This is a genomic window from Mycobacterium sp. SMC-13, assembly GCF_045311035.1.
In the GTDB taxonomy this organism is placed as follows: Bacteria; Actinomycetota; Actinomycetes; order Mycobacteriales; family Mycobacteriaceae; genus Mycobacterium.
The window spans coordinates 1-12956 of sequence record NZ_JBJIAI010000050.1 but is presented as its reverse complement, the minus strand read 5'-3'; the positions used below and the strand labels follow the sequence as shown (position 1 = coordinate 12956).

The 12956-nt window shown below is 63.9% G+C and carries 6 protein-coding genes, 4 pseudogenes and 1 other annotated feature; of the genes and pseudogenes, 8 read left to right on the top strand and 2 right to left on the bottom strand.

The genetic code is table 11. The features are described 5' to 3' along the window. Together ACJH6I_RS30865 and ACJH6I_RS30860 are read left to right on the top strand one after the other, a co-directional pair. The coding region (locus ACJH6I_RS30865) for a hypothetical protein (protein WP_406785153.1) at positions 1-255 on the top strand (255 nt) is incomplete at its 5' end. Positions 256-447: 192 nt separating this feature from the next. Beyond that, positions 448-893, top strand: a pseudogene (locus ACJH6I_RS30860) (recombinase family protein); the annotation flags it as partial. Positions 894-947: 54 nt separating this feature from the next. On the opposite strand, the pseudogene ACJH6I_RS30855 reads toward ACJH6I_RS30860, so the two are convergent. Continuing rightward, positions 948-2220, bottom strand: a pseudogene (locus ACJH6I_RS30855) (IS3 family transposase). Next, positions 1787-1918, bottom strand: a sequence feature (AL1L pseudoknot). Its footprint overlaps the pseudogene before it by 132 nt. Positions 2221-2407: 187 nt before the next feature. Between ACJH6I_RS30855 and ACJH6I_RS30850 the strand changes: the two are divergent. Together ACJH6I_RS30850 and ACJH6I_RS30845 are read left to right on the top strand one after the other, a co-directional pair. Beyond that, positions 2408-3709 (top strand): cytochrome P450, encoded by a 1302-nt coding sequence (locus ACJH6I_RS30850; protein WP_346415426.1) that lies wholly within the window; start codon positions 2408-2410, stop codon positions 3707-3709. 659 nt (positions 3710-4368) lie between these two features. Next, a pseudogene (locus tag ACJH6I_RS30845) lies at positions 4369-5336 on the top strand (IS3 family transposase). Positions 5337-5955: 619 nt separating this feature from the next. Here ACJH6I_RS30845 and ACJH6I_RS30840 read toward each other — a convergent pair. Continuing rightward, positions 5956-7131, bottom strand: a complete 1176-nt coding sequence (locus tag ACJH6I_RS30840; RefSeq protein ID WP_318986932.1) for an acyl-CoA dehydrogenase family protein — start codon at positions 7129-7131, stop codon at positions 5956-5958. 119 nt (positions 7132-7250) lie between these two features. Between ACJH6I_RS30840 and ACJH6I_RS30835 the strand changes: the two genes are divergently transcribed. The 4 genes and pseudogenes from ACJH6I_RS30835 to ACJH6I_RS30820 all read left to right on the top strand — a co-directional run. Then, on the top strand, positions 7251-8852 hold the full coding sequence (locus ACJH6I_RS30835) for an acyl-CoA carboxylase subunit beta (protein ID WP_318986933.1): 1602 nt from the start codon (positions 7251-7253) through the stop codon (positions 8850-8852). A gap of 5 nt (positions 8853-8857) precedes the next feature. Continuing rightward, complete coding sequence (locus tag ACJH6I_RS30830; RefSeq protein WP_318986934.1) at positions 8858-10888, top strand: biotin carboxylase N-terminal domain-containing protein; 2031 nt, start codon at positions 8858-8860, stop codon at positions 10886-10888. Positions 10889-10944: 56 nt separating this feature from the next. Next, entirely contained in the window at positions 10945-12099 is a 1155-nt protein-coding gene (locus ACJH6I_RS30825; RefSeq protein ID WP_318986935.1) for an acyl-CoA dehydrogenase family protein, read from the top strand. Between the two features lie 25 nt (positions 12100-12124). Further along, positions 12125-12886: pseudogene (locus ACJH6I_RS30820) on the top strand (AMP-binding protein); the annotation flags it as partial. Positions 12887-12956 lie beyond the last annotated feature (70 nt).

The window sequence follows — 12956 nt, the reverse complement described above, 5'->3', positions numbered from 1 at the left end:
CGAGCGGGGCGTTCTCATCAGTGCATCGTCATCAACACCGATGACGCCGACATCGTCATCTTCAACGACGGCCAACAACAGCAAGCGCTCAGCGGGCCCAACGTCACCAACATCGTTCTACAAAAACAAGATCCGGGATTCGCAGGCGGCCATCTGGACATCGCGATCAGCTACCAAGTATGGCAAGACGTCCTCGGCATGCTCGCCAATAACCCGGCAGCAAGCCCCCAACAGCCCGCAGCGGCCATCGCATGACGACCTACCCCGGGGCACGTGGCCGCCGGGCATCTGAGCACCCCTAGCGGGCCGGTATCTCTTTTCCAGAAACGAGACAGCTCCACGGACCCCCTCCCCCGCTCGTCGATCCAGCTCGCGGCGTCGCATTTCTCGTCTCACACCGCGTGTCTCAAATCCCAGCCGCCGGTGGCTAATGAGATAGCGCTGGGCGTGGCAGCGATCTTGGGGTATGCCCGCGTCGGCACCACCGGTCAGGATCCCGACGCGCAACTGCGTGCGCTTGCCGCTGCCGGCGTTGACGACGAGCAGACCTACACCGACAAACTCTCCGGGGTGGCCAACACCGCCCGCCCCGGCCTGGCGGCTCTCCTGGACAACGCCCCTGACAGCGACACAGTCGTCGTCACGATCGACTGACTTGGCCGCAATGTTGCCGAAGTCACCCGGACTATTGCCAATGCAGTGAGAGCCGAATCCTGTTGCGCGCCAAACGCGAAGGCATCGACACCAACACCCCGACCGGCGGGGCTGTAGCCGCCATCATGGCTAGCCTGGCCGTGCTCGAGCTCGGGAAAGAACGTCGCGACGCGGCACACCAATCTCGCCGGGACCGCAACTTGCCGGCAGGTAAACCTCACAAGCTCAGCGTTGAACGCTAAGAACAACTTGATCGTCTGGCTGAAACGCCCTGGGTCTGCAGGAGGCTCGAGCTATTGGATTCCGACCAGGAGTTGGTCGGTCCGTTGTGCATCGTAGAACGCATCTTCGTATTCGGTGGGTGGGATGTCGCCGAGGTAGCTGTGTAGGCGGCTGCTGTTGTGCCAGTATACCCAGCCCGGGGTCGCCAGCTCGACGTCCTCGACTGCCTTCCACGGCCCGGTGCGGGCGGGTCCGTAGATCAGCTCGGCCTTGTAGTAGCCATTGACCGTCTCGGCCAGAGCATTATCGAAACTATCGCCTACGGTGCCGATCGAGGGCGCCGCTCCGATTTCAGCGAGCCGTTCACTATAGCGAATCGAGGTGAATCCGCCTTGAGACCCGGCATCGGAGTGACATACCAAGTCCGGCAGCATATTTCCGCGTGACCACCGCGCCATCTCCAGTGCGTCGAGCACCATCGAGGTTCGCATGTGCCTAGCGACCCGCCAACCCACGATCATCCGCGAGTACGCATCGACGATGAAGCACACATATATGCGACCCCGGCCCAGGTAGGCACGAACGTCAGATCCGTCACCCAGAGCTGGTTCGGCGCGGTGGCGGTGAACTTGCGCTTGACCAGATCCGGGTGTCGCGCCGCCGTCGGGTCGGGTTTAGTGGTGCGGACCCGTTTGCCGCGCCGCGCTCCGCAGATCCCCGCCGCTCGCATCAACCGGGTGACCTGGTCGCGGCCGATATCGTGACCGTCCCTGCGGGCTGCTTTCCACAGCTTGTGTACGCCGTAGACACAAGTAGTTGTCTGTCCAGAGCTCGCCAGCGCCGGCCCCAGCACGGCATCGCGCTGAGCACGTGCCGACGGGTGCCGACCTTTGGCGTCGTAGTAGGCGCTCGAGGCCACCGTCACGCCTGCGGTGCGCAAGACAGTGATGATGGGCTCGACCCCGAAATCCCCACGATTGGCGTCGATGAAGTCGACTATTTCTTGTGTTGGCGGTCGAGCTCCGCCCCGAAGAAACTGGCGTCTCTTTTCAGAATTTCGTTGGCGCGCTTGAGTTCTCGGTTCTCCTACTCAAGCTCTTTGACTTTCTGCGACTCGGCCGTTGTTACTCCGGGTTCGTAGCCATTGTCGACGTCGGCCTGGCGAACCCAGGAACGCACCGACTCGACCCCATAGCCGAGCTGGTTAGCAACCCGCCAAACGGTGCCCTGCTCGGTGCCGAGTTCGGCGCGCAACGCACGGACCATCCGCGCCGCTGCAGCCGTCTCCTCCGGGCTGTAGCGGCGACTGGTCGGCTCCTTTCCCGATGACGATACCGTGGGCATACCCGCATCCTCGTTTCCAAGGCCAGGAGCCTCCGGGATTTCCAGGGCGATTCAAAAACCTGAAACACCCGGGTTTCCCGGAGACTCATTGACGCGGTGGAGCGCAGTTGGTCAGACTTGTTTCCATGGCGTGCTACGTACCGGACTCAAAGCACCAACCGTCCAGCAAACTTGGCGCGTAGCGCCGATGAGAACATTGCGCTGGGATGGCGCGGTGCGGCAGGTCTGGGCACCGGTGATGGGGGCGATCGGAATGAACGTTGCTGCGGCCGTGCGGGTCCGGCGTCGTGGCTATGCAGGATGGACCGGCGCGGTCAATACCGATTTCGATCCACTCGATCCGGCGACCGCGGCGCAGCCATTCGAAAGTTATCGCGCGCTGCACGCCGGAGGGCGAGTGCACTACAACCCCAAACGTGCGACCTTCATTCTCAGCCGACACGAAGACATCCGAGCGGCCTTGCGCGATACCGAGGCGGTCACAAGTAGCCAGGGCGTCACCCGGATGAAGATCTCGGCACCGATCCTGGTGCTCACCGACGGCGATGACCACACCAGGCTCCGCAAACAGGTTCAACCTGGATTCACCAAGGGTGCCATGAGCGACTGGCAAGGCATGGCAGACCAACTCGCCAAAGAACTCGTCGCCGACGTAGTCGCCAACCCCGGTTGCGACGTGATGGAGCACCTCGCCGTACCTTTGCCCATCCGAATGATCGCACACATAATCGGCATCCCTCCCGAAGATGTCTGCAACTTCCGATCATGGTCCGAAGACGGTGTCGGCGTAATCAATGCTGGCGCCACCGCTGCCGGGCTGCGGTACGGGTTCAGAGGAGTTCGGGCGATCGCGGCACTGCGCCGGTACTTCAAGGACCAGTTGGCCTCGGGCAAGCTCAAAGGGTCGGATACCGTACTGGGCCGGCTCGTCGATAACAATGAGGATGGCAAGCTCTCCGACGACGAGCTGTTTTTCATCGCGATGCTACTGCTGTTCGCTGGGAACGAAACCACCACGAACCTCATCGGCGGTATGTTCGACACTCTCGCCCACGCCCCCGATCAGTTCGCCATGATCCGAAACCATCCTGACCTGATCCCAAGCGCCGTCGAGGAACAGCTGCGTTACTCGACACCAATCCAAAACCTGTACCGCTACACTCGCGCCGACTACAGAGTCGGCGAGGTGACTATCCCCAGCCGGTCGCGGCTCTTGCTGGCCTTCGGCGCGGCCAACCGCGATCCTGAGGTCTTCGAGTATCCTGACACCTACCGCGCTGATCGAAACCCGCACAACCACATCGCTTTTGGCTTCGGTGCTCACATGTGCATCGGAGCAACCCTGACTCGCATGGAAGGCCAGGCCGTGCTCCGCGAACTCACCACCCAAGCCTCGGCCATCGCAGCGGCCGGTTTGACCACCTGGTCAATCAACAGCTCACTTCGCGGCCCCACCCACCTGCCGATCCGACTGACCCCTGCCTTCTGATTTTGTCGGCCGCATCGACGGTGCGCGGTTGATAGCCGCCAACCCCTTCTCGTCGACGCGGGGCCCAGCGCTTTATCGGGCGGGTCCAGGTAGAGCCCGACGACATCGCGAACCGAGCAATGATCAGAACCTGTGGATGAGCCTTGGTACCCCAACATGGACTTGGCCAGGCCCGATTCTTTGGCCATCGATGTCCGCGACCAGTGCGTCGCGTCCCCCGGAGTGCGCTCCAACGTCGCCACCAGCACCACATCGACCTGCTCATCGGTGATGGTGCGGGGACCACCCGGACGGGGCTCATCGTTCAGCCCGTCGCTGCGAGCCTCAAGAACCGTCGACGCCATCTACCGACTGTCTGCGGCCATACGCCCACGTCAGGGCGACATCGTTGTCGGATTTACCTGCCGCGCAACCCAATACGATCCGCGACCGCCGCGCCTGCGATGACTTGGCCCTGCGCACCCATCGTTGCAACGTTCACGTTCGTCGTCGTTCAATACCAGCGCAACTACCGGTCTACCCCTAGTCGCTACGGGCCGATTCTAGTATTAATCAACGAATTCCAGTCGCGGGACACTAGCAATGGCGTAAGAATCCGGGTCTGCTGCATGAATAGGTGACATCTGAGTTGGCTTGCCCGTCGTGGGCAGGCTGGAAGGATGTCCTTGTGCCCAGGCCTTACCCCCCAGGAGTTCCGTGACGACGTGGTCGGCGTCGCTCGCAACCGCGAAGCCGGTGTGACGATCGAGCAGGTCGCCACCGATTTCGGTGTCCATCCGATGACCCTGCACAAATGGATGCACCAGGCCGACATCGACGAGGGCGCCAAACCCGGCAAAAGCACCGGCGACTCTGCTGAACTGCGCGAGCTGCGTCGCCGAAATCGGCTGCTGGAACATGAGAACGAGGTGCTGCGCAGGGCGGTAGCGTATCTACCCGCTCGTGAAGGAGCTCGCCGCCGACGGAATCCCTGTCGCGGTGACGTGCCGGGTACTCAGGCTCGCCCGCCAACCGTATTACCGCTGGCTGTCCCAGCCTGTCACCGACGCCAACCTCGTCCAGGCCTACCGCGTCAACGCCCTGTTCGATGCCCACCGCGACGATCCGGAGTTCGGGTATCGCTACCTGGTCGAGGAAGCCCGTGACGCCGGTGAGCCGATGGTCGAGCGCACCGGCTGGCGGATCTGCTCGCAGAACCGGTTATGGAGTGTCTTCGGTAAGAAGCGGGGCAAGAACGGGAAACCCGGCCCGCCGGTGCATGACGACCTCGTGGACCGCGACTTCACTGCTAAAGCCCCAAATCAATTGTGGATCAGCGATCCTACCGAACACATGACCGGAGAGGGCACGCTCTACCTCTGTGCGATCAAGGATGTGTTCTCGAACCGGATCGTCGGGTACAGCATCGATGACCCGATTAAGTCGCAGCTGGCCACTCGGGCGCTGCACAGCGCGGTGGCGCGACGTGCCCGACCGTAAATGCTGGGCCACTCGCACCGAATTACGCCTGGCGATCGTGTCGTGGATCGAGCGGACCTAACACCGCCGACGCCGACAACGCGCACTCGGCAGACCCACGCCGATAGAGTTCGAACTGCTCCACACACCAGTCGCAACTGCGGCCTGAAAATTCACACCCCGCGAGTCAACTGAACTCGGGGCAGTCCCCCTGACCAACGCTGCCCTGATGTCCATCTTGATGATCCCGGGTTCGTGTACCGCTTCATCCCTGACGGTCTGGCCGAGAAAGGCTGCGGCGCTTTTGGCGGCTGCGCTCACGCGACAGAATTTCCGCATGCTTGGTGAGAAGCCAGCCGTGCCGACGAAAGTGGGCCGCCCGTTCATGACGATCTCGTGCACCGTGTGTTCATCGCCGATCGGCCAAATCAGTTGTGACTCAGCGATATCACATAACACGTTACGACCACGGACAAGCTACGCCTGTGCGGTAAACCGCGTGTTTTCTAATCGTATATTCCGTTACTCGATCGATTCCCGATGAAGTCGCAGTTGGCGGTCAACGCGGCTCCATATGGCCATCATTCCTCGCAATCCCGTTGCGACAGTGGTTCATTCCGATCGAGGCAGTAATTCCGCTTCCACATCGTCCCGGAACTCCTCCCGATACGCCTTCGCCATGATCGGCACCCTTCTACCGAGAACCCCACAATCCTCAGATATCAGGAGTCAACCGAACCCTCAAGACCCCTTAGACACACGATGGTGTGCATCGAGCCCTGCACGGTTCACAGGCCGATGTGTTTGGCGATGATCTCCTTCATGATCTCGGTGGTGCCGCCGCCGATGCCGAGGATGCGCGAATCGCGGTAGTGGCGTTCGACTTCGGTCTCACGGAGGTAGCCCATACCGCCGTGCAACTGGACCGCGGTATCGACAGCGAGGTCGCACGCGGCGACGGCCACATTCTTCGCCATTGACACCATGCGCACATCGGTGTCACCTGCGACGATGCGGTCGACGGCGGCACGGGTGTAGGTGCGCGCCACGTCAACGGCGGTAGCCATGTCGGCGACCTTGTGGCGAACCACCTGACGGGTGGACAATGCCCGCCCGAACGTCTCGCGCTGCTTCACCCACTGCAGGGTGAGGTCGAGGCAGCGCCGCGCCGTGGCGTAACACTGCACGGCGATGAAGGCACGCTCTACTTGAAACTGCTGCATGATCTGGATGAAGCCGCTGTTCTCGGGGCCGACGAGGTTGCATGCGGGGACCCGCACGTCGACGTAGCCCAACTCGGCGGTATCCGAGCACCACCAGCCCATCTTCTTCAGCTTGCTCGAGACGGTGAATCCGGGTGTTCCGCGCTCGACGACGAGCAGCGAGATTCCGCCGGCGCCAGGGCCGCCGGTGCGTACGGCCGTCGTCACGAAATCTGCGCGGACCGCCGATGTGATGAACATCTTCGCCCCGTTGACGACGTAATGATCGCCGTCACGAACTGCGGTCGTGCGGATCCCCGCGACGTCGGAACCGGTGTCGGGTTCGGTCACGCCCAGGCTGCCGATCTTCTCGCCGGCGAGAGTGGGCGCGACGAACCGGCGGACCTGATCCGGATCTCGGTGGGCGGCCATGTGAGGCAACGCGATGTTGTGTGTCAACAGGCTCGCCAGCACCCCCGACGAGCCGCCGGCCTCCATCACGCCCTCGGTGAGAAGGACTAGGTCGCGCAGGTCGCCGCCGACTCCGCCGACTTCTTCGGCGAAGCCGATACCGAGCAGGCCCGCCTTGGCCGCGCTGCGGTGCAATTCGCGTGGTAGCTCTCCGGCCTCCTCCCATTCGCTGACGTAAGGGGCGATCTCCTTGCGCGTGAAGGCCTGCACGAGATCGGTCAGGGCGCGGCGCTCAGGTGTCTCCCACGGGCTGACCACCTCGGTACCCGACTGCTCGTCCAACTGGGTCATCGTGATGCTCCTCCTTGCTCGACCCGAGGCATGTCCTGCCGCGGTTGTCACCCGACGTTAATTGCGGCTAACATTACCGCGTCAGCAGATCGGCGTCGATGATCGCTCGGAGGAATACCGTGGTTCACGTCCTACCCGATCACGTCGATGCAACGGCGCCCGGCTACCTCGAGAACCGCGACGGCCTGAGCGCTCAACTCAACGCCATCGCGGAGCAGCTGGCGCAGGCGAATGCCGGTGGCGGACCGAAGTACGTTGCGCGGCATCGTAAACGGGGCAAGTTGCTCGTCCGAGAACGCATTGAACTCCTGCTCGATCCCGACACGGCGTTCCTCGAACTGTGCCCCTTCGCCGCATGGGGCACCCGGTTCCCCGTCGGAGGCAGTGTGGTGGTCGGCATCGGCATCGTCGAGGGAATCGAGTCGATGATCATCGCTCACGACCCCACCGTGCGCGGAGGCGCATCGAACCCGTACACGTTCCGAAAAGTGTTCCGCGGCATGGCTATCGCGCGGGAGAATCGACTGCCCATCATCAACATCGTCGAGTCCGGCGGTGCCGACCTGCCCACACAGGCGGAGATCTTCGTGCCCGGCGGTCAACTGTTCCACGACCTGACCCAGCACAGCGCAGCAGGGTTGCCGACCGTGGCGTTGGTCTTCGGCAATTCGACCGCTGGCGGTGCCTACATCCCTGGCATGTGCGACTACGTCGTGATGGTGCGCAATCGCTCCAAGGTGTTCCTCGGCGGTCCGCCGTTGGTGAAGATGGCCACCGGAGAGGTCTCCGACGACGAATCGCTCGGCGGCGCCGATATGCACGCCCGCACTTCGGGGTTGGCCGATTTCATGGCAGAGGACGAGCAGGATGCGATCCGCATCGGCCGGCGCATCATGGCGCGGCTCAACTGGCGGAAGTGTGGCACCGGACCCACACTGCCGCCGCACCCGCCGGTGTACGACCCCGACCAGCTGCTCGGCATCGCGTCGGTTGATCCGAAGGTGCCCTTCGACCCCCGCGACGTCATCGCCCGAGTGGTCGACGGATCGGCCTTCGACGAGTTCAAACCGCTGTACGGCACGTCACTGGTCACCGGCTGGGCCTCGATCCACGGGTTTCCGGTCGGGATCCTGGCCAATGCGCGGGGCATCTTGTTCAGTGAGGAGGCCGAGAAGGGCTCCCAGTTCATTCAGCTGGCCAATCAGATCGACACGCCCCTGATCTTCCTGCAGAACACAACCGGATTCATGGTCGGCGCCGAGTACGAGCAGGGAGGCATCATCAAAGACGGCGCGAAGATGATCAACGCCGTGTCGAACAGCGCTGTCCCGCACGTGACCATCACCATGGGTGCGTCTTACGGTGCCGGGAACTACGGCATGTGCGGCCGGTCGTACTCGCCGCGGTTCCTGTTCGCGTGGCCCAACTCGAAGTCGGCGGTCATGGGTCCGGCGCAACTGGCCGGAGTGCTGTCCATCGTTGCGCGCGAGTCCGCCGCCGACCGCGGGCTGCCCTTCGATGAGGACGCCGACGCCCAGATGCGCACCTCGGTCGAGGAACAAATCGAGCGGGAATCCGTCGCCCTGGCCAACAGCGGTCGCCTCTATGACGACGGAATCATCGATCCTCGCGACACGCGGACGGTTCTCGGTTTGTGTCTGTCGGTCATCCACAACGGCGAAGTTCGTGGCCAGCGCGGCTACGGCGTCTTCCGGATGTGATGACGATGCCGAAGATCTCCAAGGTACTGGTGGCCAACCGTGGTGAAATCGCACGGCGAGTGTTCCGCACTTGCCGCGACCTCGGGATCGCCACGGTGGCCGTCTATTCCGACGCCGACGCCGACGCGTGGCATGTCGCCGACGCGGACGAGGCGGTGCGCCTCCCCGGCTCGTCCCCCGCCGAGACCTACCTCGACATGTCACGGATCATCGCCGCGGCCTCGCTCACCGGCGCCGACGCCGTTCACCCCGGTTACGGCTTCCTGTCGGAGAACGCTGCGTTCGCGAGGGCCTGCGCCGCTGCCGACCTGATCTTCGTCGGCCCACCGGCCGAGGCGATCGATGCGATGGGCTCGAAGTTAGCGGCCAAGAAGATGATGTCCGACGCGGGCGTTCCCGTACTCCCCGGTGGCGACACGACGGGGCTGTCTGCCGAACACCTCGAGAAGTTGGCCTCCAACGTCGGCTACCCGGTCCTGGTCAAGGCCAGCGCTGGCGGTGGCGGCCGGGGTATGCGCGTGGTCACCTCGCCGGATGAGCTTGAGGAGGCGGTGGCCTCCGCCTCCCGTGAGGCTGCTGCCGCGTTCTCCGACGGCACCGTCTTCCTCGAGCGATACATCCAGCGCCCGCGACACGTCGAGATCCAGGTCATGGCCGACATGCACGGCAACGTCGTCTCTCTGTTCGAGCGCGAGTGCTCGGTGCAGCGTCGCCACCAGAAAGTCATCGAAGAAGCACCGTCACCGGTCGTCGACGACGCGTTGCGCGCTCGGATGAGCGAGGCCGCCATCGCCGCCGCGCGCGCCGTCGGTTACGTAGGCGCCGGAACGGTCGAGTTCGTCTACGACGTGGGCCGGGACGGCATGGATGGCTCCTTCGCCTTCCTCGAGATGAACACCCGGTTGCAGGTCGAGCACCCCGTCACCGAGCTGATCACAGGTCTTGACCTGGTGCGGGCCCAGCTGCTGGTTGCGATGGGGCGAGCGCTGCCCGACGAGATGCACGACCTGCGAGTTCGCGGTCACGCTATCGAGGCCCGTTTGTGCGCCGAGGATCCGGCCGATGACTACCGGCCCTGCACGGGGACCCTGCGCACCATGGATATTCCAGCGCTTGCCGGCGTGCGGGTCGATTCGGGATTCCGGGCCGGTTCGGTCGTCGGCCACCACTACGACTCGCTGCTCGCCAAGGTCATCGCGTGGGCTCCAACGCGCGAGGAGGCTCTTTCCAGTCTCTCGGCGGCGCTGGCCGGCGCCCGTATTCACGGCATTACCACCAATCGCGACCTGTTGGTGCGGACCCTGCGCCACGACGAATTCGCCGGGCGCGGCACGGACACCGGTTTCCTGCAACGACACGACGTCGCCGAACTCGGCGCGCCCCTTGTCGATTCATACGCTGAGGGTCTGCACGCCATTGCGGCGACCGTGGCCGGCGTGGCCGCTCGGCGTGCCGTCGCGCCCCTGCAAGCGTCACTGCCCGCAGGTTGGCGAAACAACTCCTCTCAACCGCAGACCACCACCTGGCGGACGCAGACCGGGCGCGATATACGCGTCGGCTACACGCTGCATCCGATGGGAACATCGTTGAGTGTCGATGACCAACCGTCGGCCGACGTCGCGGTCGTGGTGGGGAGCACCGAATCCGTCGTGTTGAGCGTGAGCGGCGTTCGACGAACGTTCCACGTGCTCATCGACGGCGATCTCGCCCATGTCGACTCGGTCTTGGGTTATACGGCCTTGAGCGTGGCGCCGCGCTTTGTCGACCCGAGCACTCTGACCCCGCCGGGTTCGCTCACGGCACCGATGCCCGGTTCGGTGATTCGGCTACCAGTCGCCACGGGCGAGACTGTGTCAGCCGGACAAACGCTCGTCGTCCTCGAGGCGATGAAGATGGAGCACAGCATCGCCAGCCCGATCGACGGCTTGTTGAGCGCACTGCCGGTCGAGGTCGGGAAGCAGGTTTCCACCGGCGATGTACTCGCCGTGGTCGAGGCGGTGGACGGCGGCGAGGCGGCCTGCGCCATACAGCCCTAGGTAAAGCCAGCGCGCTGCCGACCGGCCGCGTGCTATCGCACGACGTCAGGAATGTCATGGAATTACACGAGACCGAGGAACGCCAAGACCTGCGCAAGGCGGTCGCCGAGATCGCCAAGGACTTCGGCCACAAGTACTACCTTGAGAAGTCACTGGCAGGCGAGAAGAGCACCGAACTATGGCAGGCCGTAGGCAAGCAGGGCTTCCTCGGCGTGAACCTGTCCGAGGAGTACGGCGGCGGCGGCGGCGGCATCTACGACATGCAGATCGTCGGTGAGGAACTCGCCGCGGCCGGATGCCCGCTGCTGATGACCGTCGTTTCGCCGACCATTTGCGGCACCATCATCCAGGCCTTCGGCAGTGAGGAACTCAAGCAACGATGGCTGCCCAGCATCGCGAGCGGCGAGACGATCATGGCCTTCGCGATCACCGAGCCGGATGCGGGCTCGAACTCGCACAACATCTCCACGACCGCCAAACGCGACGGTGACGACTGGGTCGTGAACGGCACCAAGTACTACATCTCCGGCGTCGACGAGGCCGAGGCCATTCTGGTCGTGACGCGCACGTCCACCAACGACCGTGGTCGCGGCCTTTTGAGCCTGCTCGTCGTGCCCACCGATGCACCTGGATTGACCAAGTCCCTCATCCCGGTGCAGGCCGTCACTCCGGAGAAGCAATTCACCCTATTCTTCGATAACGTTCGTGTGCCAGCCGCCAACCTGATCGGCGCAGAGAACGAAGGGCTGCGCCAGGTCTTCATGGGCTTGAACCCTGAGCGGATCATGGGCGCAGCACTAGGCAACGGCATCGGCCTTTACGCGCTCGACAAAGCCGCCAACTACGCACGTGAGCGGCACGTATGGGGAGCGCCAATTGGCTCGCACCAGGGTGTATCGCACCCGCTCGCCCACGCCAAGATCCAGGTCGAACTGGCGCGCTTGATGACCCAGCGCGCCGCCTCCCTGCACGACGCAGGCGACCCCGGGTCGGGTGAGGCGTCCAACATGGCGAAGTACGCCGCGGCCGAGGCAGGCATCCTGGCGCTCGACCAGGCGATTCAGACCCACGGCGGCAACGGCATGGCCACCGAGTACGGCCTCGCCACGCTCTGGGGCCCGGCCCGACTCATGCGCACCGCCCCCATCAGCCGCGAGATGATCCTCAATTTCGTGGCGCAGCACAGCCTGCGTCTTCCAGCGTCCTACTGAGCCGGCGGAAACGGAAAGAGATCACATGCAACGCGGCATCGGTCATTGGGTCACCCGGCGTTCCTTCCTCAACGCCGGGCGTACCGCGCTGATCAGCAACGGCGAGCACATCACCTACGCCGACTTGGATCGGCGCACCAACCAGCTCGCCGCCGCCTTGATCGCGCTCGGCGTGCGAAAAGGCGACAGGGTCGCAGTGCTGCTGGTCAATTCGGCCGAGTTCATCGAGGTGCTGCTGGGCTGCGCCAAGATCGGCGCTATCACCGTACCGCTCAACGTGCGGCTTGCTGCACCCGAGATCGGGTACATCCTGGCCGACTCCGGGGCCGACGTCCTCATCTTCCACGAGCCGTTGGCCGCACAAGCCACGACAGCCGTCACCGAATCCGGAGCCCGCGTGCGCCATATCGTGCGCGCCGGTGGGGTGCCGGCGACGGGTGAGCTCAGTTACGACGACCTCGTCTCAGGCGGAACGCTCGACGCGATTAACGGCGATGTCGAGGGCCGCGACCCGGCGTTCATCATGTATACGTCGGGGACGACCGGCCGACCCAAGGGCGCGATCCTCACCCACGACAACCTGCTGTGGAACGCGATCAACGTCCTCGGCACCGATATCGGCGTGCGGGGCGACGACGTCACGGCCGCGGTGGCGCCGATGTTCCACATCGGTGGCTTGGGTGTGCACACACTGCCGCTGCTCTACGTCGGCGGCACCAGCGTCATCATGCCCGCCTTCGACCCGCGAGCAACGCTGCAAGCGATGGCCGACCACCAAGTAAGGGTCTGCTGCACGATCAGGTGACAGTTTCGGTCACGCGGCCTGACTGGCCGGTGTGGTCATGATTGCTTCGAAT

Excerpts from the sequence above, each read along its gene's own strand:
- ACJH6I_RS30840 (WP_318986932.1), bottom strand. The coding sequence starts at position 7,131 with ATGACCCAGTTGGACGAGCAGTCGGGTACCGAGGTGGTCAGCCCGTGG.
- ACJH6I_RS30825 (WP_318986935.1), top strand. The coding sequence starts at position 10,945 with ATGGAATTACACGAGACCGAGGAACGCCAAGACCTGCGCAAGGCGGTC.
- ACJH6I_RS30830 (WP_318986934.1), top strand. The coding sequence starts at position 8,858 with ATGCCGAAGATCTCCAAGGTACTGGTGGCCAACCGTGGTGAAATCGCA.
- ACJH6I_RS30850 (WP_346415426.1), top strand. The coding sequence starts at position 2,408 with ATGAGAACATTGCGCTGGGATGGCGCGGTGCGGCAGGTCTGGGCACCG.